This window comes from Streptococcus sp. HMSC064H09, assembly GCF_001812625.1.
Taxonomy (GTDB): domain Bacteria; phylum Bacillota; class Bacilli; order Lactobacillales; family Streptococcaceae; genus Streptococcus.
This window is the reverse complement of sequence record NZ_KV809593.1, coordinates 50698-75824: the sequence shown is the minus strand read 5'-3', so window position 1 is coordinate 75824 and position 25127 is coordinate 50698. Positions and strand designations below refer to the sequence as shown.

Here is a 25127-nt window from a genome sequence, read left to right as displayed (position 1 = left end):
GATTTTTTTTGCATTGAAAAGACTTATTTACTTTGTTCTTTACGATAAGTCTCGATTTCAGCCTTGTTACCCCAAACGAAGTGTCCTGGACGTACTTCAACCATTTCTGGTTTATCGACAGAATAGTCGTGTTGGTTTGGATCATAAACCTTCAAGACTTTCTTACGTTCCAAGATTGGGTCTGGAATAGGAACAGCAGACAAGAGTGACTTGGTGTAAGGGTGGATAGGATTGTTGTAGAGTTCTTCTGTCTCAGCAACTTCCACGATTGTCCCCTTGTAAATAACAGCGATACGGTCAGAAATGAAACGGACCACTGACAAGTCGTGAGCGATAAAGAGATAGGTCAATCCCAACTCTTTTTGGAATTTCTTAAGCAAGTTCAAAACTTGGGCACGAACTGACACGTCAAGGGCTGAGATGGGTTCGTCAGCGATAACCAAGTCCGGTTGCATGACCAAGGAACGTGCAATCCCAATACGTTGACGTTGTCCCCCAGAAAATTCGTGAGGATAACGTGTCAAGTGCTCCTCAAGAAGTCCCACTTCTTTGATGATTTTCTTGATTTTTGCTTTACGATCTTCCTCATCCTTATAGAGATGGAAGTTATGCAAGCCCTCAGACAAGATATAATCGACTGTTGCACGTTCATTCAAACTAGCCGCAGGGTCTTGGAAAATCATCTGGATACGACGTATAAGGTCGTTTTTCTCAGAGTGAGATAAGTGTCCATTGATTTTCTTACCGTCAAAAATAATCTCACCATTACTTGTATCATTTAGACCAATAATGGCACGCCCGATAGTGGTTTTACCACTACCAGACTCACCAACGAGGGAAAAGGTTTCACCCTTGTTGATGAAAAAATTAGCATTGTGGACAGCAACGAATTTCTTGCTTCCTTCACCGAAGGAAATCTCCACATCTTTTACTTCAACTAACTTCTCAGGCATTGCCTTCCTCCTCATCTCCTAAATGTGCAAATCCCATATTAGCACGGATTTTTTCATGTAGATTTTGGATAACCGCAGGTTTTTCAACTTTTGGTGCATCCTCATGTAAGAGCCAGGTCTTAGCCCAGTGAGTATCTGAAACTTGGAATTGTGGAGCTTTTTCCTCAAAGTCAATCTGCATGGCATAGTCTGAACGCAAGGCAAAGGCATCTCCAACAACTGGTGTATAAAGTGATGGTGGTGTCCCTGGAATTGAGAAAAGCTCACCCTTATCGTCAGCCAACTGTGGCAAGCTTGAAAGCAAGCTCCACGTGTATGGGTGACAAGGCTCATAGAAAATTTCCTCAACAGTTGCATACTCGATGATTTCACCAGCATACATAACAGCAACCTTGTCAGCGATACTTGCTACCACACCAAGGTCATGGGTAATGAAAATCACTGAGAAACCATACTCCTCTTTGAGTGATTTCAAGAGGTCAATGATTTGAGCTTGAATGGTCACGTCAAGGGCAGTTGTTGGCTCGTCACAGATAAGAACATCAGGACGACAAGCCAAGGCAATGGCAATGACGATACGTTGACGCATCCCACCAGAGTATTGGAAAGGATATTCGTTGAAACGTTTTTCAGCATCAGGAATACCAACCTTGTCCATGTAGTCAATGGCCATTTTTTTAGCTTCTTTGGCTGATTTTCCTTGGTGTTTGACAATGACTTCAACAATTTGGCTACCGATAGTCTTAATTGGGTCAAGACTGGTCATAGGATCTTGGAAGATAGTCGCAATCTTAGCCCCACGAATATGTGCCCAATCTTGGTGACTCTTAAGTTTGGTCAAATCTTGGCCACGATAATCAATAGAACCGCTAGCTACACGACCATTTTCTTCAAGCATCCCTGTGAAAGTCTTAGTCAATACTGATTTACCTGAACCAGACTCACCAACCAAGGCTAAAACTTCACCTTCAACCAAATCAAGGGAAACTCCTCGAATAGCTGTCAAAACACGGTCACGAACGTCAAATTCCACGACGATATCGCGAGCCGATAATATTACATTTTTATTTTCTGTCATATTGGACTCCTATCTATGCGTACGTGGGTCGCTGGCATCCGCCAAGTTTTGACCGACAATAAAGAGAGCAAGGGAAACGAGAATCAAGGTAGTCAATGGAATCCAGAAGAGATAAGCATTGACTGTAACGTTCTGTGCGTAGTCTGAAATCAAACGACCAAGACTAGGCGTCGTAACGGGAAGCCCCAAACCAAAGTATGAAAGGAAGGCTTCATAAGAGATAAATCCTGGCAAGAGTTGACTAGCCATAGTTACGATAACTGACACAAGTTGCGGCATGATGTTTTTAACCACAATCTTAGCAGTTGGCGTTCCCAGTGTACGAGAAGCCAAGTTATACTCCAAATCACGGTAACGCATGATTTGAATACGAATGGTATAGGCAATACCAATCCAACCTGTGACAGTCATGGCAAAGATCATATTCCAGAAACCAGCACCCAATGAGTAAGTCAAGACGATAACTACAAGGAGGGCAGGAATATTTGAGATGATGTTGTAGATTTCCATCATAATCATATCGAAGGTCTTAGAAATCCCCCAAACAGCACCTACAAGCAAACCAATGACAACGTTAAGGAAGGTAGCGATAACAGCAATAAGGATAGAATTACGAGCTCCAAACCAAACACTATCAAAGAGGGACTTACCATTACTGTCAGTACCGAACCAGTATTGAGCGTTTGGATGTACATAACGCAAACTGAAATCATTTACTTTTGAGACATCATTGAAGTCAAATTTAGAGAACATTGGATAGATGAAACTCATCAAAACGATGGCAATCAAGATACCCAACATTACTACTGTTGATTTCTTTTTAAAGAATTGACGCATCACTGATTTCCAGTAAGAATAAGCTGGTGCATCAATTGTTTCAGAGGCAAAATCATCGCGCTTTACAAATTGGAACTTACTTTTATCAATTGAAGCCATTATTTACCTCCTTTAGATGTCAATTTGATACGTGGGTCAATTATAGTCATAAGGATATCACCCACAAGCAATGAGAAGATGGTGAGGGCTGTGAAAATAAATACAAGACCCACAACCATAGCGTTATTTGAAGCACGGACAGAGTCAATCAACATTTTACCCATACCAGGGAAGGCGAAGATCGTTTCTGTCAAGGTTGCCCCTGTGATAACACTAACGATAGATGCTGGGATCCCTGAAACCAAGGAAACCATAGCATTTTTGAAAATGTGCTTATTCGAAATTTCTTGTTCTGACAACCCTTTGGCACGTGCAAAACGAACGAAGTCTTGTGATTGCAAGTCGATCATGTAACGACGAATCCAAATAGCAAGACCTGGTGTTGACAAGAGACCGAGAATAACAGATGGCAAGACGTATGAACGCCAGTCACCTGCACCCAAGATAGGGAAAGAATCTGGAAGACCAATCTCAGAACCAATCAAACGAATGATATAAACCAAGGCGATGGTTGGTAGTGAAAGCAAGAAAGTCAAGACACCTGTTGATACACTATCAAAGAGTGTGTTTTTAAAGCGTGCCATGTATGATCCCAATGGAATTGCCAAAGCATAAGACAAGACCAAACCAATCAAACCTGCAATAGCAGAACTTGTCACCATTGATGGGTATTGGTAGCGACTCTTGGTAGCTGTGTATGGGTCATTTCCATAGTAAGAACGGTCTCTCGCATCAGCCTGACTTGGTGATTTATAAGTACGAGAGTAGATATCTACTGAAGATATCTTCTTACCAGTAGGGAAGTTGACCTCAGAGCTTTGTGTTTGCCCTTGGCCTTGTGTAATAACATCAAGAACACCCTGCTCAGCATAGGTTGGGTAAGATGTACCAAGGTTCATCTTCACAAAGTTTTGGTGAACAAATGGGAACTGACTGTTAAAGTAAAGCAAGTATTTATGCTTAGTTCCTGAACCGACAACTGACCAACCGATAGCTGGATCATTTTCAATACGGATGTAACGCTTCAAGTTTGGATTTGTTTTATCTTTAACCCATCCAGTATTGTCAAATTCAAAGAGGTGCGTATAGAAGCCAAACACACGTTCAAGCACTGGCACATCACGTGTTGCATAGAATTGTTTACTTTGCTTGAATTGATGCAAACGCCAGCCATGTCCTAAACTATCCACATATTTTTGGTAAATAGCTTTATTTTCTTTTGTTGGCTTAGTGGTTACCGACTTATCAAGGGAGCTAGCTTTCTCCTGCAACTCCTTGGTGTCATAGTAATCAATGTAACCCATACGTTCATAGATTGTATTTTCATAGTTAGCCTTAGAATCAGCTGTCTTAGCAATCTTGTTGTAGTTAGGGTCCTGTCTGAAAATCAGACGCCTCGGCACCATGGTATAGATAATCGTGTAGGTCAAGGCCGTCACGACAAATATTGACAATAGAGAACGGAGGGTTCTCAATAAAATATATTTTTTCATGTCTCTTCCTTTAATTCCAAAAGAACTTTCCCAATCTAATGAGAAAGTTCCATCGTCCTTTTATTTAACGTGTTTCTCAAGGTCTTTTTGAGCTTTTTCGTTGGACTTAGACTTTTCTTTAAGCCAGCTTTCACGGGCTTTATCATAGTTTTTCTTAGTGACAACATCTTTTTGAGGCTCAAGGTACTTGAAGTATCTGTCAGAACCCTTAGGTCCTACTTGAGAGTAAGCACCTGAGAATGGTGTCAAACGAGCTACCATTGGAGCAGCACCCTTGTTAACCATAAGTGGCATGAAGAGTGAGCTATCTTCCAACCAAGCTTGTGCCTCTGCATAACGTTCATAACGTACGTTGAGATCGCTTGTTTCTTTAGCTGCATTATCAACCAAAGCATCAAAGTCTTTAAGACCTACTTGAGCTGCTGCTGCATTGTTAGGATCGTCGAATCCCATGTAAGTTTTTGTGTTCTCACTAGCTGTTGTCTTGAAGATATCAAGGAATGTTGATGGGTCTTCGTAGTCAGGCGCCCAAGCAACTGAAATATTGATATCCCAGTCTTCTGCTGCTGCGTTAGCTGCATACAAAGTACTGTTAAGAAGATCATCTTGAGACATTTGATGAACGTCTACAACCACATTTTCTTTACCGAGTGTCTTTTCAACAGATTGTTTCAAAGATTGTGCACGTGCTACAGTTGGTTTTGCAGCTTGGTCAACTGGAAGGTCCAAGTGAATTGGGAATTGAACACCTTGTGCTTGGAGAGCTTCCTTAGCTTTATTAAATTCAGTCTTAGCCTTATCAGCGTTGAAGAGACCATCTTGACTGTCTTTAAGGTTAACACCTGACCACTCGTCACCATATGAAGGCATCTTTTCAGTTACCAAATCACCGAATGACTTGTCACCAGCATAAACAAAATCAGGTTTCACAAGAAGGTTACGAACAGCAAGTGCTGCACCTTTTTCACCATTAAGTTGTGCTGAATAAGCTGTACGGTCAATAGCAAAGTTAACTGATTGACGGAAGTCCTTGTTAAGAAGAGCTTTCTTAGTTGAATCTTTTTCAGCATCAGTCTTCTTAGATGTATGGTTGTAAGACTGACGGTCAATATTAACACCAACCCCACCAATATCTGCAGATGGTTGTGTATAGAAGATATTATCTTTATATTGTTTTTCTACAGAATTAAAGTTTGAGCTTGTTGGATATAGACGTGCTTGGCTATAAGCGCCATCAGTGAAATTACGAACAAGCGATTCTTGGTCTGAAGCATCGTAGAAAGAAAGTTTAATGCCATCGAAGTGGACATTTTTCTTATCCCAGTAGTTTTCATTTTTAGCCAACTCAATAGATGATTTAGCTGTCAATGACTTAAGGATGTATGGACCATTATAAAGGATAGATGATGGATCTGTTGATTTACCAAAGCTATCCCCTTTTGACTTAAGGAACTCTTCATTTACAGGCCAGAAGAGAGAATAAGTCATCTTAGAATTCCAGTAAGGTTCTGGTTGTTTAAGCGTGTACTGAAGAGTGTAATCATCAAGTGCTTTAACGCCAACTTTAGAGAAGTCTTTATCAGTACCATTGAAATAATCAGCAAGACCTACTACAGAATCTTTTGCCAAATAAATTGACTCTGTCTTCTTGTCAGCAGCATGTTTAAGACCTGTTACGAAGTCTTTAGCTGTTACTTCCGCATACTCTTCACCATCTGAAGTATACCATTTAACTCCCTTACGAAGTTTGTAAGTATAAGTCAAACCATCAGCTGAAACAGTCCAATCCTTGGCAATAGCAGGCACCAAGTTACCATATTTATCATTTTCCAAAAGGCCATCGACACCATTTGTCACAGCATCAGTTGTTGAACCTTTATTGGAAATAAGGTAATCCAATGTCTCAGGGTCAGCAGTATAAACATAGTTGTATGTATTGCTTGAAGTGTTTGATTTTGATGAGCAAGCCACTAAAACCCCAACACTAAGGAGGGAAACACCCGCAAGGGCCAACCATTTACTTTTTTTCATAAGCATTCTCCAAAAATTCTTTTTTAATATGCCTACATTATACCATAAAAAATAAGATGAGTACAATTTTCAGAATATTTTGTCTTATACTGACTTTCTCACAATTATACCCCTTATAAACACTAGGAATTAGCCCTTTTGGGAGAAAAGAAAAAGGCTAACTGCCTTTTTCTCAAGAATACTATTTAACGTGTTTCTCAAGATCTTTTTGAGCTTTTTCGTTAGATGCTTTCTTTTCTTTAAGCCATTTTTCACGACTTTGTTCATATTCTTTCTTAGTAACTACTTTTTCTTGTGGTTTCACATATTTGAAGTAGTCTGATGAGTTCTTATCACCCACTTGCATGCTAGCACCCGTAAATGGTGTCAAACGTGAGATAACTGGTGCTGCACCGTTACCAACAGTCAATGGAATGACAAGTGAGCTATCTTCCAACCAAGCTTGAGCTTGAGCATAACGGTCGTAACGAGCGTTGAGGTCTGTTGTTTCTGAAGCTGCTGAATCAAGCAAGGCATCATAATCTTTAAGACCTACTTGGGCTGCGGCCGCATTGTTTGGATCATCATAACCCATGAAAGTCTTGGTATTTTCACTTGAAGTTGTCTTAAAGATATCAAGGTAAGTTGATGGATCTTGATAGTCTGGACCCCAAACCACACCGTTTGAAATATCCCAGTCTTCTGCTGCCGCATTAGCCGCATTAAGAGTAGCATTTTGCATATCATCAGATGACAACTGGTTGATATCGATAACGACATTTTCACTGCCCAATGATTTTTCAATCGTTTGTTTCAATGATTGAGCTTGAGCAACATTAAGTTTAGAACTTTGATCAACTGGAAGGTCCAAGTGAATTGGGAATTGAACACCTTCACCTTGAAGAGCTTCTTTGGCTTTGGCAAACTCAGTCTTAGCTTTTTCCGCATTGTAGAGACCATCTTGACCATCCGCAAAATTGACACCAGACCATTCATCACCGTAAGTGCTCATTTTCTCTGTCACAAGGTCACCGAAGGTCTTATCACCTGCACTGACAAAATCAGAAGGAACAAAGAGGTTACGTAGAGCAAGAGCTGCCCCATCTTTACCATTAACTTGAGATTGATAAGCTGTACGATCAATAGCGAAGTTGATTGATTGACGGAAGTCTTTGTTTAGAAGAGCCTTCTTAGTTGATGTCTTTTCAGCATCTGTCTTCTTAGCTGAGAATTTATAGCTTTGACGATCAATATTCACACCAATAGCTGCTGTAGACGCACCTGGTGCTGTGTAATAAATATTATCTTTATATTTCTTTTCTACTGACGCATAGTTAGAGCTCATAGGGAATACACGTGCAATGCTGAGAGCACCATCTGAGAAGCTACGCTCTTGAGCCTCCTGGTCAGAACCATCATAATATGACAATTTGATAGCGTCGAAATGCACGTTCTTCTTATCCCAATAATTCTCATTCTTAGTCAACTCGATAGATGATTTAGCTGTCAAAGATTTAAGAAGGAAAGGACCGTTATAAAGGATAGATGTTGGGTCTGTTGACTTACCAAAATCTTTTCCTTTATTCTTAAGAAAGTCTTCGTTAACCGGGAAGAGCAAACCATAGGTTGTCTTAGAATTCCAGTATGGTTCTGGTTTTTTAAGGGTATATTGCAATGTGTGATCGTCGATTGCTTTGACACCTACATTTGAGAAATCTTTATTGGCACCAGAGAGGTAGTCAGACAAGCCTGCAATAGAATCTTGTACCAAATAGAGGGCTCCAGCTTTGGAATCAGCCGCATGCTTAAGACCAGTCACAAAGTCCTTAGCAGTCACATCAGCATACTCTTCACCATCTGAAGTGTACCATTTAACACCCTTACGGATTTTATAGGTATAGGTAAGACCATCTTGAGAGACAGACCAATCTTCAGCTACTGAAGGAACAAGATTTCCATATTTATCTGCTTCCATAAGACCATCTACACCATTAGTTACAGCAGTCTTAGTAGGTCCAGTATTTGACGTGATATAGTCCAATGTTTCAGGATCTGAGTTATAAATATAACCATAAGTCGTTCCACTAGTGCTTGACTTAGATGAACAAGCCGCTAAGGCACCTACACTGAGGAGTGCCACACCCGCAAGGGCTAACCATTTGCTTTTTTTCATAAGATTTCTCCAAAAAATAAAATTTTACTCTTTCATTATAGCATAAATAATCAAGAAAAGGAGTCATTATCAGACTATTTTGCACAATTATTGCACCTGATAAAACACGAAAACTCAGCAATCCCTTGTATTTCCTGGACTTCTAGCTACTTCAATTGATTTATTTTTAATCACCAGTCATGCATAAAACAAAAAGGCCTAACACCTAGGTTAAACCTCTGTTTCTAAGTAAAAATTAGCCATTAAGAGCTTGAGCAGCTGTGATAATCGCCAAATTGTAAATATCTTCAGCACTAGCCCCACGAGAAAGGTCGTTAACAGGTTTATTAAGACCTTGCAAGATTGGACCGATAGCCTCGAACATTCCCAAACGTTGGGCAATCTTATATCCAATGTTACCTGCTTGCAAACCTGGGAAGACAAAGACATTAGCATGTCCCGCTACATTACTATCTGGAGCCTTAATGGCAGCTGTTGCTGGAACAAAGGCTGCATCGAACTGCAACTCCCCATCAATAGCCAAGTCAGGACGCATTTCTTTGGCAATATTTGTTGCTTGAACAACCCTGTCAACTTTTGGCGATTTAGCAGAACCCTTTGTTGAGAAGCTGAGCATGGCCACTTTAGGATCAATACCAAAAACTTTAGCTGTTTCAGCAGTATTAATTGCAATTTCTGCCAATTCTTGAGCATTTGGTTCAATGTTGATGGCACAGTCGGCAAATACCAAACGATGATCGGTATTTTCACGGTTCATAAGGAAAACACCTGATGTACGTGAAATGCCTGGTTTTGTTTTGATAATTTGAAGGGCAGGACGTACCGTATCCGCTGTTGAGTGAATGGCACCTGAAACCATTCCATCAGCAAGACCAAGTTTAACTAACATAACACCGAAATAGTTAACATCACGAAGCAACTTCTCTGCATCTTCGATCGTTGCTTTTCCTTTACGGATCTCAACAAATTTTTCCTTCATTTCCTCAAAACCTTCATAGGCTTCAGGATTAATAATCGTATAGTTAAAGTCTGCAAAGCCAAAATCGCTCAAGATTTTGTGAACCTCAACTGGGTCTCCCAAAATAATAGGATCCACCAATCCTTCAAATTTCAAACGGGCAGCAGCACGAACCACACGGTCGTCGTTCCCCTCAGGGAAAACAATCTTAATTCCTTTCCCTGCAATACGTTCACGAAGTTCACCAAATAGACTACGCATAAAAAATCCTCAATCAATCTTTTTTAGTTTGTAAACTCATGATAACGGTTTCAAAATCATCTGTCAAGGAAGATGCATGGACCATCTCTTTTTTGGTGAAAGGATCAATAAAGGCAAGACGGTGACAATGCAAGGCCTGGCGCTCAATACCATAGTCTAGAGAACCACCATAAAGATCATCTCCCAAAAGGGGAAGTCCTAAGTGGGCAAAGTGGACGCGAATCTGGTGCGTACGTCCGGTATGAAGATTGATATCAACCAGTTTAACCCTACCATAATCAGCTACCAAGCGATAGCTAGTGTGGGCATATTTCCCCGATTTATGAACCCGACGTGTAATAATAGAATCTACATCACGCGCAATCGGTGCAATGATTTCACCCTGCTCCTCAAGTTTTGTATCACCTTCAACCAAGGCATAGTAATGCTTCTTAATAGACTTCTGCTGCAACTGTTTATCCATACGCGCGTGGGCATAACCATGCTTAGCAAACAGCATGAGACCAGACGTGTCCTTATCCAGACGTGTCACAATATGCACACGCTGGTTAGGATAATTGTTGCTAACGAAGTGATGTTTAACGAAATTAGCCATGGTATTATCATGGTTAACACTTGGAATACTGGCATAGCCATAGGGTTTATTAATCACCAAGAAGTTATCATCCTCATAGACAATATCCAAGTCAAAAGGGATAGGCTTCAAGGTCTCGTGCGGTGCCTCATCAGGGATTTCAATGGCAACCACGTCTCCTTCATGAACAGGATACGTCGCAAACTGCTCCTCGCCATTGACCCAAATATGACCGCCCTCAAACTTAATCTTGGCCAGTAGTCCTTTAGAAATATCGTGCTCCTTCAAAAAGGTCTTGACACGACAAGAACGCCCTACTGTAAACTCATATCTCATTCTTCCATGTCTCCGATAAAGGAATCACGTACGCGTTCCCAGAAACTGGTGTGACTGGCACTAGCCACAAAGGAAATCTTACGTTGGTCAATTGAGAATTCTACCTTCTTCACATTACGGTTGGTATAGGTTTTATTATCAACGGATAGAGTGTAACTTCCCATTCGGGTAGGATAAACCGTAATCTTCTCATGCTTAGGCACAATGAGGGGACTACCCAAGGTACGATAAACACGATTATTAAGACTGGCAATCTCAGTCAGTTGCAAGGCTTCAATGGTAGGATGAAGGACCGCACCACCTAAAGATTTATTGTAGGCCGTTGATCCTGTAGGCGTTGACACCGACAGCCCGTCACCACGGAAGCTCTCAAACAAGACATCATTAAGGCAAACATCTGCTGCCATGGTTTTCTCATTACGCTTGATGGCTGCTTCATTGAGGGCAATCGACGTAAAAGAACGCCCATCAGCCAGGGTCAATTTGACATTCAAAAGAGGGTAAGAAATCTTAGCACCACTGTCTTTTCGAAGCGTCTCGATTAATTGATCTACTTCAGTGTCCAAATAATCCGTATAAAAGCCTAGGTGACCCGTGTGAATCCCTACAAAACGCACACGAGCAAGCTCTTTTTCATACATATGAAAGGCCGATAGTAACATGCCATCACCTCCAATTGAGATGACCACATCTGGATTTTTCTTGGTCAAATAAAAATCAGGATCATCTCGAAAGGCATTAAAAAGTTTCGAGGCAACACGCCTACTTTGGGGTTTGCCATTGGCAATAATAGCTACCTTCATCTCATCCGAAGAGGTCTTCATCTGTGTCATCACTATTTCCTACACTATCCTTCAAAGTTCTGTTAATTGGATCAAAGAGCAACTGGGCATCTCTAATATCATCACGTATCTTACGCATTTCTTCATCAAGTTCATAAACCATGCGGGCGGTATTTTCCAAGCGAAGCTTAATTTCCTCTGGAAAGTTCCCCTGATACTTGTAATTTAGGGAATGTTCAATGGTGGCCCAAAAGTTCATGGCCAAAGTCCTAATCTGAATCTCCGCAAGAATCTCCTTACGACCATCAATGGTATCAACAGGATAAGAGATAATAACATGATAAGAGCGATAACCCGAATGTTTACGGTTTCTGATGTAGTCACGCTCTGAAACAATGGTCATATCACTACGGCGACGAAGCAAAGCTAAAACCTCATCCACATCATCGACAAATTGGACCATGACTCGGAGACCAGCGATATCCTGCATATCTTGAGCCAAATTTTCAACCGAAAGGCCACGAAGGGCTATTTTCTCCTCAATGGAAGCCACTGACTTCACACGTCCCGTCACAAATTCAATAGGCGAGTGACGATTTTGCTTACGAAATTGTTTACGAATGCCTCGGAGCTTGATTTTGAGCTCACCTACGGCCTGAATATAGGGGTCTAGAAATTCTTCCCAATCCATGGTCAAGATAGGACTCCTCCTTGTCAAAAGCTTTAGTTTTTTATAAAATAAATACAATCTGTTATATTATACCACATTTGAAAGCACAAGGGAGGACACACATGAACCATTTAGAGATAGAGTACAAGACTCTACTCACCAAAGACGAATACAATCGTTTAGCGATGCTTTTCTCCCATGTGACACCTGTTACGCAAACAAACTACTACATCGATACTCCTCAGAGTGACATGAGAAATAAAAAGTTGTCTTTGCGTATTAGGACACTTCCCACTCATGGTGAGCTGACCTTGAAAATCCCTGAAAAAGTCGGGAACATGGAGTACAACGTTACCATGGATTGTGCGGATGCTAAGGCTTTGACCAAATCGCTGGACTTTCCTGATTGTCAAATCAAATCCATTCTTTTAGAACGCGGGGTTAAACTAGAGGACCTAACCATCCTCGGACATTTGACCACAACTCGTCGCGAGTACCAGACCAACATCGGCCTCATGGCTCTTGATGTCAATGTCTATGCTGATAAGAAAGACTACGAGCTTGAACTAGAAGTTTCGGATGCTGAGAAAGGTAAAGACGACTTTGATGCCTTTCTTAAAGAAAATAACATTGACTTTAAGTATGCCAAGAGTAAGGTCGCACGCTTTGTAGCTACCCTCAAACGAGACAAAGACTAAAATTTAGACAAGGAATTGGCTCCTTGTTTTTTTATTTTAAACACATGTAGCTTCAAATGCCACAAGTATTTAGAACTTCAGAGGGTAATAGATTTCTCTAAAAACGCATACAAAGGCGTTTTATCTAACAAAGGTTCGGTATTTTTCACTAATATCATACTTTGATGGCTGAAATTTCTGCTTCTTTTTGCTAAAATAGAACTATCTGTAGTTTTATTACAATAGCCCTAACTGGGCTTAGCATCTTATTTTTTTAAAGGAGTCACCATCGTCATGGTACATCAAAAAGCAAACCCACAATTGAAATTGTTCTCGCTCAGCTCAAACCCAGAAATTGCTGAAAAAATTGCTGAGGCTACTGGATTGCCACTTGGTAAAGTATCTTCACGTCAATTTTCTGACGGTGAAATCATGATCAACATTGAAGAGTCTGTTCGTGGGGACGATATCTATATCATCCAATCTACTAGCAACCCTGTTAACGACCACCTTTGGGAATTGCTCATCATGATTGATGCCTGCAAACGTGCCAGTGCTAACTCTGTCAACGTTGTTATGCCTTACTTTGGTTATGCACGTCAAGACCGTATCGCTGCGTCACGTGAACCAATCACTGCTAAATTGATTGCCAATATGCTAGTTAAAGCTGGTGTCAATCGTGTCTTGACGCTTGACCTTCACGCTGTCCAAGTTCAAGGATTCTTCGATATCCCAGTAGATAACCTCTTCACAATGCCTTTGTTTGCTGAATACTACAACAAAAAAGGATTCACAGGAAGTGATGTTGTCGTTGTTAGCCCTAAAAACTCGGGTGTTAAACGTGCTCGTAGCTTGGCGGACTACCTTGATGCACCAATCGCTATCATTGACTACGCCCAAGATGATTCAGAACGTGAAGAAGGCTACATCATCGGTGAGGTTGAAGGAAAAACAGCAATCTTGGTTGATGATATCCTTAACACTGGTAAAACGTTTGCTGAAGCTGCTAAAATCCTTGAACGTGGTGGCGTTAAAGACATCTATGCAGTAGCTAGTCACGGTCTCTTTGCAGGAGGTGCTGCTGAAGTCCTCAACGCTGCCCCAATTAAAGAAATCTTGGTGACAGATTCAGTTGCAACTAAAGAAAAAGTTCCTACAAACGTTAAATACATTTCAGCAAGTAAGCTAATCGCTAACGCTACTACTCGTATTTTCGAACGTCAACCACTTAGCCCACTCTTTGCTTACACTGCAAACGAGGACTAAGCTATGGTTTATTTGGACAATGCGGCAACAACTCCTTTAAATACTGCTGCTATTTCAGCTATGACACATGTCATGACTGAAACCTTTGGGAATCCATCCAGCCTCCATGCTTACGGTCGACAGGCTTCTAAGGAACTTCGTGAAGCCCGTGAAGAAATGGCCAAACACTTTGAAGTCCCTGCTCGTAAGCTTATTTTCACTTCTGGTGGGACTGAAGGAAACAATACAGCTATCAAAGGTTACGCCCTAGCCAATCAATCTAAAGGTAAGCACCTGATTACAACTGCTATTGAACACCACTCTGTCCTTCACACCATGGCCTACTTGGAAGAGCGTTTTGATTTTGAAGTAACCTATATTCAACCAGAAAACCAAGTCATTACTGCCCAACAAATCGCTGATGCCTTACGTGACGATACCATTCTGGTTTCTGTTATGTATGCCAATAATGAGACTGGCCAATTGCTTCCTATTAAGGAAATTGGTGACTTGCTTGCCAATCACCAAGCTGCCTTCCACGTCGATGCCGTTCAGGTAGCAGGAAAACTTCCTATTCACCCAGAGGAACTTGGAGCCGATTTTCTCTCTATTAGTGCCCATAAATTCCACGGACCTAAAGGTGTCGGCTTGCTCTATCATAACGATTTGCATTTTGACAACCTACTCCACGGTGGTGAGCAAGAAGAAAAACGCCGTGCCAGCACTGAAAATCTGGTCGGGATTGCAGGTATGACTGCTGCTTACAAGCATGCTAGTGACCACTACCAAGACAATTACCAGCATGTTGAAACGATTCGTCAGGCCTTTCTATACACCCTTACCATTCCTTATGAAATCAATGGTGGAGGACCTGGCCTACCTCACGTCATCAACATCAGTTTTCCTGGTAAGGAAAATGGACCTCTCTTAACCTTGTTAGACCTAGCAGGCTTTGCTGTCTCAACGGGTTCTGCTTGTACTGCTGGAACTGTTGATCCAAGTCATGTCATCCAGGCCCTCTATGGCAAGGATTCTGACAAGCTAAAAACAGCCATTCGCATTAGTTTATCAGAGGAAAATACCGCTGAAGAACTCCAGGCCATAGCAGAAAAACTTAATCAAATCATAGGAGACTAACATGGCATTTGAAAAAAGCATTCATTTGACTGACTGTAAGTACCGTTACACCATCAGTCCTAATGTCAAAAAATTCACTCTACGTGATACGACTTTTGTGCAAAATAAAATCGGAAACTACGAGTTGCACCGCCTTCTCGAAAAAGTGCCTAACTCAGGCGAAGGTTTCCCACTCAAAATCACTATTAACAAAGACTTGACAGGCTTCAAATTGTCTATCACAGACAAATCTGGCCTTCGTAACGTTAATATCTTTAAAAATGAAGATCATCACATCTTGCAAGAAAAATTCTACTTCTTGATGCAGAGTTTGGTTGATCGTAACGTTTTCGATCAAGAAGAAGTCTAAATTTTTTCTTACTACATAGAAATAGCCTATCCATGTGATAGGTTTTTTATATCGCCTCATCTACACTATTTTGTTGCATTCTTCACAAACTTTTCTTAAAATATAAGAGAATCATACTAATTAAAGAAAGGAAAGCGATCAATGACATTTGAGAAAAACATCCCAAACGCCACTGCCAAACGTCTCTCTCTCTACTATCGTATTTTCAAACGATTCCATCGTGAAAATATCGACAAAGCAAGCTCTAAACAAATTGCTGAAGCGATTGGGATTGATCCTGCTACTGTTCGTCGTGACTTCTCCTATTTTGGTGAGCTAGGTCGCCGTGGTTTTGGTTATGACGTAAACAAGCTGATGACATTTTTCGCTGAACTCCTAAATGACAATGCGACTACCAAGGTACTCCTCGTAGGTGTTGGTAATGTCGGGCGTGCCCTCCTCCACTACCGTTTTCAAGAGCGTAACCGCATGCAGCTGGTCATGGCTTTTGATACAGATGATAACGAATTGGTTGGAACTCAAACCGAGGACAAGATTCCTATCTATGGTATTTCCCAGATTAAGGACAAGATTGCCCAAGAAGATATCAAAACAGCCATCCTGACAGTGCCATCAGTTAAGGCTCAGGAGGTGGCTGATCTTTTGGTTGAGGCTGGAATTGAAGGCATTCTCTGCTTCTCTCCGGTCAACCTCAATCTTCCACGCCATGTGGTGGTCCAATATGTAGACTTGACTAGCGAACTACAAACCCTACTCTATTTCATGAAAGAAGAAGAAAAATCAAGGAGAAACAATGACTAAACCAATTATCGGAATCACTGCCAATGTAAGGCCTAATCCAGCCCATGAAGACATCAACTGGTCCTATGCCCCATCTGGCTTTGTAGAAGGAGTTCAAAGAGCCGGTGGCCTAGCAATCCTACTACCAGTATCCGATCCTTCGGAAGCCAAGACCTACATCTCCATGATTGATAAGCTTATCCTGATTGGTGGGCAAAACGTTGACCCTAAATTCTACAACGAAGAGAACCATGCCAGTGAAGATGACTTCTTCCTCGAACGGGATATCTTTGAAATGGCACTCATCGAGGAAGCCACTAAGCAGAAGAAACCCATCTTTTCAATCTGTCGTGGAACCCAACTCATGAACGTCGCACTAGGTGGTAGCCTCCATCAAGATATTGAGCATCACTGGCAGGACAAGCCGTCTGATTACCTCTACCATGAGATGATTGTTGATGAGAACAGTAAGTTGGCAGAAATCTACGGAAGTGAAACCTCTATCAACTCCTTCCACCATCAAAGTATCAAACACTTGGCCTCTGACCTTCGTGTCATTGCGCGTGATCCTGAGGACAACACAGTCGAAGCTGTTGAGTCAAATAGTCCAGACCTTCGCTTTCTTGGTGTACAGTGGCACCCAGAGCTTCTCCTAGACAAACGTGAAGAAGACCTCAAACTCTTTGAATACGTCGTTAACGAACTTTAAAAGCAACTGAGACTGCACTCAGTTGCTTTTCTCTTGTCTTTTTTCCATCGGCTCAATCTAAAGCTCAAAATCCTCCCTCTCCTCACGAAAAGAATAATAGGTCGATTTGCCAACAATCAGATGATCAAGCAGACAAATCCCTAAGTCGTCACAGGACCGCTTAATCTTTTGCGTAAAATCAATATCATTACGACTAGGATAGGCCTCACCTGACGGATGATTGTGAACCACAATCAAAGACGTTGCCATCAGATGACAGGCATAATGCAAAATCTCACGTGGCTCAGCAATCGAACGGCGAACCCCACCAATAAAGACCGTCTTTTGCTGAATAATACGGTTCTGCGTATCCAAATAGATAGCCACCAAATGCTCCTGAGGCTTGTCCCCAATATCCAACATCATACGACGAGCCACCTGCTGACTGGACATAATCTGCTCAGAACGAGACAACTCAGCCTTCTCAATCCGCTTAGCCAACTCCACCATAGCCTTCAGTTCAATGGATTTCACACGCCCAATACCAGGAATTTTCTGAAGCTCATTCAAGGACAAACAAGACAAATCCGCCAAACTCGTCATCCCTTTTAAAATACGGTTAGCCATAGATAGGACCGACTCAGACCTAGTCCCCGTTCGTAGCACTATCGCCAACAGTTCCTGGTCAGACAACACCTCTGCTCCCTTCTGTAAGAGACGCTCACGAGGCAAAAGCCCCGACTCCTCAGCTACAATACTATACATAAGAAAAAAACCTCCTACTTACCTATTCGTAAGTGGGAGGGGGAAGTTAATTCAAATATTCAAAGATTCTATTATTATCATTATCCTGATAAATCTCTGTAAATGACGAACCAAATTCTTTATTTAAGTCTCTAGTTGTCAAAATATATTTTACATTTAAGTCTTTTAACTCATTTATATTTAAGTTAATATTTACATTATCGGGAACTGGTGTAGTCATAGATGTGTTCTCGTTCGTTAATGAATATTTTAAGTGTGCATATCTATTCCATACATCTTCATATCGATTTTGCTTATCAATTTTAGACATAAGTTGTCTATCGGGATAAAATCTAACACCATCTATACTTTTAGCACCAAACATTTGAACAAAGTGATAGAGATTTGTAGAATCAGACATCCAAATCGCATTAGGATTTTTTCCTACAATGCTTTCAACTTCATGAGATAGTAATTTATTTTCAATAGCACCTATGCCATGTGTGAGTGGATTAACAGTCAATCCACTCACAGTTATAATGACTAACATAATAGGATAGAATACACGTTTTTTTCTATAAAGAATACAAATAAAAGCAATTAACATAATCACAATTAAAATAACGGATGTAAACCTTCCTAAATAATTCTTATAGATATCATCTGTTAGTCCTCTGTATAAGTAGAGTATAGTGACAATGAATAAAGATGGTAAAATTTTAGTTAACTTTACTCTCTCTAATTTATCCCATATAAAAGATATAAACCATATCGAAGCAAAAACTGCAATTACTGACATCGATTGCCACGACCTAGAAAATGGTACATAGCTAAACAATGTTAATTTAGATAGTACGGTTGGTATACCAACTATACTATAAAGCATCAGCATTAGTGAATAAACTACTAAGACAATCCCAAAGATGTTTTTATTGATATCTTTCCTTTTAATAACAAAAGGCAAGATTAGGAGTATGTAAAGTAAGAAATTAAATGAACTTGATAGTTCAACTTGGTTACTTACTTGAGGAGCCTTAAATGGCAGAACGATATTAAATAAGAAATCACTTAAATTTTTCCAAGTATATTCCCCACCAACAGAAATTCTTTTTCCCGGATATACAGTATGAAGAGTTGCTGATATTGCATCCCAACTCTGATAAATGGTCAATGCATCTATCGTAAGCGAAACAAATAAAGTTAATGTAATCACAATCACATCAAATAGTGTAACCTTTTTATTTCTTAATGCCTTGAAAAACTGTATTACTGTAAATAATAGAATAATATAAGCAAATGGGACTTGGAATGCTGGATATATAATTAATGGGAACCCAATAAGAGCAATTATCAAATTTATTGCCATTAATATTTTGAACACTTTCTTTTCAGAGTTAAAATAATGATATATAGACACCATTATCAATAATGAAAAGAATACCACATCGCCAAGATGTTGCATGAACCACCATTGTACTGTCGGTGTGAAAGTTATCCAAAAACTTGATACAGCTGATAATAGCTTACGCCTAGAGGTTAAAATCATAGCAAATTCATAAGCTAATAGTAGCATTGCTATAATTTTAAAACTCCAATACCAAGATAACCCTCTAGAGGCTCCTAAGAAAAGAAATCCCCAGTTAAATGGTTTCCCTATCGTTGAAATATGCCAGGATGAAACATTATAAGCAAGCATCATATTCTGACCTGTAACTTGATAGGATTTATTTGTAAAATGATTTCCTGTTTTTACCTGAGATAAGTAAAAAGGTGTTTGGACTAACCATTCATCAGATCTGATTGGTCTAGGACTACCTATGATAGTATCATCCGTACGATACAGTGATGGAACCCATAACTTTAATTTTTGAAAGCCTTGATAATCATCAACTGTCTTTGTTTCAGACTGAACACCTGACACGGTTTCTCTAACACCAAAGTTATTCCAATTAGCAATTGAACTACCATTAAGATTCAGACTTACTGAACAAATAAGAGCAAATAGAGCGATTACGTAACGCCACTTGATAAAAGATATCCCCAAACTACGAGCTTTTTTCATAAAATTATTTTCCATTTCTAGAGTTGATTAAAAAGAATTAACCAGTAAGAAATCGCTGGTAAAATTGCCAATAACGAAATTATAGTCAGGTATAATCCAGATGATATTTTTCGTTTAGGAATTATGCTTAATAAAATGAAGTAAATTGGGATAAAATATCGTTCTTGAACTCCATCAATGGTATGACTACCAATTTCTGAGAACTGTAAGTAAAGTATGATAAATACCGAAACAATAAAAGCAAAAGAAATTAAATATTTTGAAATCTCAAACAACTTAAAATAAATATTTCTTGGTGCTTTCAGATAGTTTTGACTATTGTATTTAGCAAATACTGATAATACCAGTGCTGTAGCACTCAAGTAGGTAAACAACTTTGGAATTGCATGTACAGCTAAATCATTCGTATACCCAATAGTATATACAAAAAAATTATAGCCCAATAATGTACGAACAAGTAAGGTTAAAAAACTTGGAATATCTGATAAGATAAAACTCAACTGCTTGAACGTATCTACATTTCTACCAAAATAAGCACCTGTATTAATGTTCTTAACAATCAGTACCCACCATATAGTTACCAAAAAACTAAGACCAAAAAGAAGCAATAAATAAAAGTATGCCTTATGTTCAAAATTTGATCTTTTTTTAAGCAAGAACGCAAGCGGTAATAGCAAAAATAAATATAGGAATATTGGAATTTTTCCCATTGATAATAATATCGTTACAATCGAGACAGCTAGTACATCATTTAAAGTAATGTTTTTTCCTTGCTTTAAGGAATAAACCACTCTCAATATTACAGCAAAGAATAAAGCTGAGATTGCAACCATATAACCATCGGCAGAAATATTAGTCCAACTAACTATTACAGTCGGAATAGTAGAAATAAATGCTAAAGTAAACTTCCCAACTGGTGTAATTTTGATAGCTAATATAAACAAAAGAAAATAGGTTAAGAAACCAATAAGTCTCATTAACAAATATTCTGTAACAGGCTTTATTCCAATAATTTTCGACAAATAAGCTGTAAAAACATATGGTAAGTAAGAAAAAGGTGTATAGGGAACAGTATTTGTATTCACATAAAACCTTTTCTGATTAGTAAAAGGAATTGAAGAAAATTTATGATACCAATCTTTATCCGTCGCTTTATACTTAGTAGAATTACCCGATTGAACTTGCTTAGCTTTTTCTATAAATTCATATTGTGTATTTGAAATTTTTCCTCCAGCAAGTGCAGGATTCCCATCCTGTAAACTAAGTAAATTACCATTTGAAAGTTCAATACTCCTTGCGTAATGCCCCATTTCATCTAATCCCACCATAGGGCTCCTCAAAGTAATAGACACTAATCCCGTAAGTAGAGTAACCATCAGAATGATCGTGAGTACAACATTACTATAACCTTTTCTACTAAAAAAATTATCTTTTATCGTTTCCATAATAGATTCTATCAATCCTTATAAAAGTCGTAGATTTTCAACTCATACTGCATTCTATTTTGTCTTACTAGTGTATCTAGAATAAACCCTGCAATAAAAGATAAAGCGGCAAGAATCATCAACCCCGTTGCTAAAATTGCTGATGGCATCTTAGCAATTAATCCTGTTTTAGCAAATTCAGTTACTACAGGAATTCCTACACATAGACCTAAAATAAATAATACAAGACTAACTAAGCTAAAGAACAAAAGAGGTTTATAATCTTTAAAAAGGTTAAAAATCATTTTAAGAACTTTAAAACCATCTGAGAAAGTATTTAACTTAGATTCACTGCCTTCTGGTCTATCTTGATAGGTAATCGGAACCTCGACCAATTTAAAACGTTTATCTAATGAGTGAATAGAAAGCTCTGTCTCAATTTCAAAGCCAGGAGAAAGAACTGGAAAGGTCTTAACAAAAAGTCGATTAAAGCCCCGGTAACCAGTCATAATATCTTGATAATTACCCTTATATAATTTATTCACTAGAAGTCTGACTAAATTATTACCGAAACCATGAAAACCTCGTTTATTTTCTTCAGCATAAGTACCATTTGATAATCTATCACCAATGGTCATATCAGCCATACCTGAACGTAACGGCTCTAAAAGTTTTTCTACCTCATCTGCGGGATAAGTGTCATCAGCATCAACCATAATGTAGTAATCAGCATCAATTTCACGGAACATAGATCGAACTACATTTCCCTTACCCTGTCTAGGTTCAAAACGGACAATCGCCCCTGCTTCTCTTGCTAATTCATTAGTTTTATCTTTAGAGTTATTATCATAAACATAAATATCCGCATTTGGAAGTACCTTCTGAAAATCTGCAATAACCTTTTGGATAGTCACTTCTTCATTGTAAGCTGGTAAAAGCACCGCAATTTTTTCTGTCATAATTTCTCCTTCATATTATTAGATTTAAATTTTCTCTTTATTCTTCTCAAAATGTACTTCACAGCGGTCCCTGGACCTACAATAATATATTTGAGAGCACCTTTTATACCACCGATATTATCAAAATTAATATAGGTATTTGGTAAAGTATCTGGTCGGATATTTAACACAACATTATCTACAAAAGGCGTAATATAGATATCGTTTTTTGCAATGGCATAATCATAACGTCTTGCCCAAGCAAGGTAAACTAGAATACGTTCAATTGAATGCAAAATGGTATGTTGAGGAATTGGTTCTGCTGGAATCTCTTCATCTTGTAAGTCAAGGTCAAACAATGGTTTTAAAGCATCATACTTGAACCAAATAAATGTTCCATAACTCATGATAAAAGTATTCATCTTATCAAAGTCAATTTCTCGACCAAGATTCATACGCTCCCATAAATCATTCATTCCTTCGGCAAAACGATTCTCATTCCAAGGATCCACAATTTTAGTATAACGGAAGAAAGTTGGAATATCAGCAATTACAAGCCCTAACCTATCATCACGTTCTAGATTTGCAATAATATTATCAGCAGGTTGAATTAACATTGAGAAAAGTTCATTTCGCCATGAATCTCCAACCCAATAAGGGTATTCTGGTGATTTTTTCGTATGGAAATGTCCAATATAATCATAAGCAGAAAGTTCATCTTTCAACTTAAGCATTGGAATAACATCACGTCCACGATTCCCAGTAATAAAGATTCGAGCTACTTTTCCATTCTTATCAAGGATAGACTGAATCTCTTCCTTCTTCTCTTCTGAATCCGTTGTTAGGAAGAGATCATAAGTAAAGTTAAAATTCTCAAATTGCTTTAAAAAGTCTTCAAGTAAGTCAACATAGTAGGTATGAAGATGTACAGCAATCTTTTTATTGTCTGAATATGGCTTTGAGCTTTCCTTAATAACCTTGCGGTCAAGCAAGTAGGGTGGAGTCGGTAAACTCATATCTGACATGTGAGACAAAATGAATTCTACCGGATAGTCTGTTCTATTCTCGATTTCCTTAAGCAAATAAGGAGCAAGATGCTGGGTTAAATCAAATGTCTTAACCTTAATAAACGGAACCCCTGCATCAAGCAAAACATGAGGATAATGAATTGTAAAATTACTATGGAAAAACTGATCATTTAGTGGAATCGTATTAAGAATCGATTCATACTTAAATCCAGCATCCATAAACTTCTTGGTATAAAGAGTTTCATAATTATCGATTACCTTTTGAACATCATCGAAACTCTCAACTGATTTCCAGAACTTTTGGAAAACACTAGATTCAACTAAACGTTTTTTAAATGAAATAAAGTAAGATTGCAAATGTTCATGAATATAAATATCACCAGCCTTGATTCCTTGATGATTAGTCATACCCCAAAAATCTACATTTGAATTTGATTCATATTTATCATAGATTGGTGCCATATCCCATAGAGGACCAAAACAGGTATCATTCATAACAGTGACAGAATCATACTGTTTCAAGTTATCAAATCCAACAAATTCCATACCATCATGCCAAGCAGCAAAATCGTAACCTTTATTCTCACGTTGGATAAAATCATCAATCAAGTATTTATCACGAAGTTTCTGTACTTCACTTTCACTAAGACGACTATTTGAAATAAAAACCAATTTATCAAACAACGGTCTCATATGTTCAAGTTGATAAAATACATGTCGACTAATATGATTATATTTATTGAAATGAACATAAAGCAATAGACGTTTCATTTACTTCTCCTAAAGAAATTAATAATTTTAGTTGGTATTGTCCATCTTCTCGAAGTAACAACACTGTTATATTGGATTTGTAAGTCATCATATAGACTTTGTATACGATTCAACTCACTAGTCAAATTAGAACGTAACTCTTCTTTCTCTTTTTTCAAAACTTCAATATACTCGTTTTGGTCATGAGAAATCTGTGATACTTGATTTAATTTCAAATTCAAGTCTTCTATCTGACGATCTTTTTTAAAAACTAAGATATCCAAATCACGATCCTTAACAAGCGCTAAGTGTGAAATTCTTTGAATATCCTGATCTGGATATTTGTTGAGATATTTAATTTGAGAATCTAAGATACCTGTGAACCGCCTTTCAGCAGTCTCCAATGTCATAGGTTTTGAATCAGATCCCAAATTCATACGATATACAGTAGTGGAATCACTCAAAAAAGAAATTTTAGTGCGTTTGAATAATTCAAGTTGCAACTCAAATGTATCGTCTGCGGCTGTATCGCTAATTTGAGCAGATACATCTTGCATAAGAGTGGTATCAACCAACCAGGTTGAAGCCATTGTCATTCCTTTCATGACAAGCATCTCTTCGTAAGAATCAATTAAAGGGAGTGCCTTATTAGCAAAAGCATCTTTTTGGATAAGATTTCCGTCTAGGTCTACCATGTCAAATTCGGTATTTGACCATAGTGAATCTGTTGAAGCATCTAGCAAATCAACTTGCTTTTGAAGTTTTAATGGGTCCGTCCAAAAATCATCACTATCACATCTCGCGATGTACTGACCCTTAGCTTCTTGGCAAACTTTTTTCCAAGTTCTAGTAATGCCAAGATTCACTTCATTACGAAAAGTTCTAACTTTTTCAGGAAACTTATTTTGATATTCTTGAATAATCTCATACGAATAATCTGTCGAAGCATCATCAATGATAATAATCTCGAAACCAAAATTTGTTTTCTGATTGAGAAAGCTATCTATAGCCTCTCGTACCCAATCCCCCTTATTATAATTGGTACAAATAATCGATACTTTCATTCAAACTTCCCTTTTTT

22 protein-coding genes are annotated in these 25127 nt (G+C 38.8%); 6 read left to right on the top strand and 16 right to left on the bottom strand.

What is annotated here, in order from left to right:
* Nucleotides 1–23: 23 nt before the first annotated feature.
* From HMPREF2867_RS07545 to HMPREF2867_RS07500, 10 genes are all read right to left on the bottom strand, one after another.
* On the bottom strand, nt 24–953 hold the full coding sequence (locus tag HMPREF2867_RS07545) for an ATP-binding cassette domain-containing protein (RefSeq protein ID WP_021143812.1): 930 nt from the start codon (nt 951–953) through the stop codon (nt 24–26).
* A complete protein-coding gene (locus HMPREF2867_RS07540; protein WP_021143811.1) occupies nt 946–2031 on the bottom strand; it encodes an ABC transporter ATP-binding protein in 1086 nt (361 codons plus the stop codon). Before HMPREF2867_RS07540 ends, HMPREF2867_RS07545 begins: the two co-directional genes overlap by 8 nt.
* A gap of 9 nt (nt 2032–2040) precedes the next feature.
* Nucleotides 2041–2967: an oligopeptide ABC transporter permease OppC gene (gene oppC, locus HMPREF2867_RS07535; protein ID WP_002886846.1), complete on the bottom strand. Its 927-nt coding sequence runs from the start codon at nt 2965–2967 to the stop codon at nt 2041–2043.
* Nucleotides 2967–4460, bottom strand: a complete 1494-nt coding sequence (locus HMPREF2867_RS07530) for an ABC transporter permease (RefSeq protein WP_070576846.1) — start codon at nt 4458–4460, stop codon at nt 2967–2969. Before HMPREF2867_RS07530 ends, oppC begins: the two co-directional genes overlap by 1 nt.
* Before the next feature lie 60 nt (nt 4461–4520).
* Entirely contained in the window at nt 4521–6491 is a 1971-nt protein-coding gene (locus HMPREF2867_RS07525) for a peptide ABC transporter substrate-binding protein (RefSeq protein ID WP_070576843.1), read from the bottom strand.
* 181 nt (nt 6492–6672) lie between these two features.
* The gene (locus tag HMPREF2867_RS07520) at nt 6673–8643 is read right to left on the bottom strand and encodes a peptide ABC transporter substrate-binding protein (RefSeq protein ID WP_070576840.1); all 1971 of its coding nucleotides are present in this window, start codon (nt 8641–8643) and stop codon (nt 6673–6675) included.
* Between the two features lie 235 nt (nt 8644–8878).
* Entirely contained in the window at nt 8879–9862 is a 984-nt protein-coding gene (gene pta, locus HMPREF2867_RS07515; RefSeq protein ID WP_070576836.1) for a phosphate acetyltransferase, read from the bottom strand.
* Nucleotides 9863–9875: 13 nt separating this feature from the next.
* Nucleotides 9876–10772, bottom strand: a complete 897-nt coding sequence (locus HMPREF2867_RS07510) for an RluA family pseudouridine synthase (protein WP_070576833.1) — start codon at nt 10770–10772, stop codon at nt 9876–9878.
* Complete coding sequence (locus HMPREF2867_RS07505) at nt 10769–11605, bottom strand: NAD kinase (RefSeq protein ID WP_064521038.1); 837 nt, start codon at nt 11603–11605, stop codon at nt 10769–10771. The genes HMPREF2867_RS07510 and HMPREF2867_RS07505 overlap by 4 nt, the downstream gene beginning before the upstream one ends.
* The gene (locus HMPREF2867_RS07500; RefSeq protein ID WP_070576830.1) at nt 11577–12251 is read right to left on the bottom strand and encodes a GTP diphosphokinase; all 675 of its coding nucleotides are present in this window, start codon (nt 12249–12251) and stop codon (nt 11577–11579) included. Before HMPREF2867_RS07500 ends, HMPREF2867_RS07505 begins: the two co-directional genes overlap by 29 nt.
* A gap of 95 nt (nt 12252–12346) precedes the next feature.
* On the opposite strand from HMPREF2867_RS07500, the gene HMPREF2867_RS07495 reads away from it, so the two are divergent.
* The 6 genes from HMPREF2867_RS07495 to HMPREF2867_RS07470 all read left to right on the top strand — a co-directional run bounded on the left by HMPREF2867_RS07495 (nt 12347) and on the right by HMPREF2867_RS07470 (nt 17121).
* Nucleotides 12347–12922 (top strand): CYTH domain-containing protein, encoded by a 576-nt coding sequence (locus HMPREF2867_RS07495; RefSeq protein ID WP_002886838.1) that lies wholly within the window; start codon nt 12347–12349, stop codon nt 12920–12922.
* 273 nt (nt 12923–13195) lie between these two features.
* Nucleotides 13196–14167 carry a ribose-phosphate diphosphokinase gene (locus tag HMPREF2867_RS07490; RefSeq protein WP_002884482.1) on the top strand — a complete coding sequence of 324 codons (972 nt, stop codon included), beginning with the start codon at nt 13196–13198 and terminating at the stop codon, nt 14165–14167.
* Nucleotides 14168–14170: 3 nt separating this feature from the next.
* Entirely contained in the window at nt 14171–15283 is a 1113-nt protein-coding gene (locus HMPREF2867_RS07485) for a cysteine desulfurase family protein (protein WP_070576827.1), read from the top strand.
* A gap of 1 nt (nt 15284) precedes the next feature.
* Nucleotides 15285–15632, top strand: coding sequence for a DUF1831 domain-containing protein (locus HMPREF2867_RS07480; RefSeq protein ID WP_070576824.1), 348 nt, complete (start codon nt 15285–15287; stop codon nt 15630–15632).
* A 141-nt stretch (nt 15633–15773) separates the two neighbouring features.
* A complete protein-coding gene (locus HMPREF2867_RS07475; RefSeq protein ID WP_037611833.1) occupies nt 15774–16433 on the top strand; it encodes a redox-sensing transcriptional repressor Rex in 660 nt (219 codons plus the stop codon).
* A complete protein-coding gene (locus tag HMPREF2867_RS07470; RefSeq protein WP_014634832.1) occupies nt 16426–17121 on the top strand; it encodes a gamma-glutamyl-gamma-aminobutyrate hydrolase family protein in 696 nt (231 codons plus the stop codon). Before HMPREF2867_RS07475 ends, HMPREF2867_RS07470 begins: the two co-directional genes overlap by 8 nt.
* A 57-nt stretch (nt 17122–17178) precedes the next feature.
* Here the strand turns inward: HMPREF2867_RS07470 and radC are convergent, their stop codons facing one another.
* The 6 genes from radC to HMPREF2867_RS07440 form a co-directional block, all read right to left on the bottom strand.
* Nucleotides 17179–17865 (bottom strand): RadC family protein, encoded by a 687-nt coding sequence (radC, locus tag HMPREF2867_RS07465; RefSeq protein ID WP_070576821.1) that lies wholly within the window; start codon nt 17863–17865, stop codon nt 17179–17181.
* A 46-nt stretch (nt 17866–17911) separates the two neighbouring features.
* The gene (locus HMPREF2867_RS07460; RefSeq protein ID WP_070576819.1) at nt 17912–19906 is read right to left on the bottom strand and encodes a DUF7657 domain-containing protein; all 1995 of its coding nucleotides are present in this window, start codon (nt 19904–19906) and stop codon (nt 17912–17914) included.
* 17 nt (nt 19907–19923) lie between these two features.
* Complete coding sequence (locus HMPREF2867_RS07455) at nt 19924–21282, bottom strand: DUF2142 domain-containing protein (RefSeq protein ID WP_141751003.1); 1359 nt, start codon at nt 21280–21282, stop codon at nt 19924–19926.
* 80 nt (nt 21283–21362) lie between these two features.
* Nucleotides 21363–22289: a glycosyltransferase gene (locus HMPREF2867_RS07450; RefSeq protein ID WP_014634836.1), complete on the bottom strand. Its 927-nt coding sequence runs from the start codon at nt 22287–22289 to the stop codon at nt 21363–21365.
* The gene (locus tag HMPREF2867_RS07445) at nt 22286–24067 is read right to left on the bottom strand and encodes a rhamnan synthesis F family protein (protein ID WP_070576817.1); all 1782 of its coding nucleotides are present in this window, start codon (nt 24065–24067) and stop codon (nt 22286–22288) included. The genes HMPREF2867_RS07450 and HMPREF2867_RS07445 overlap by 4 nt, the downstream gene beginning before the upstream one ends.
* A complete protein-coding gene (locus HMPREF2867_RS07440; RefSeq protein ID WP_070576814.1) occupies nt 24064–25110 on the bottom strand; it encodes a glycosyltransferase family 2 protein in 1047 nt (348 codons plus the stop codon). The genes HMPREF2867_RS07445 and HMPREF2867_RS07440 overlap by 4 nt, the downstream gene beginning before the upstream one ends.
* Nucleotides 25111–25127 lie beyond the last annotated feature (17 nt).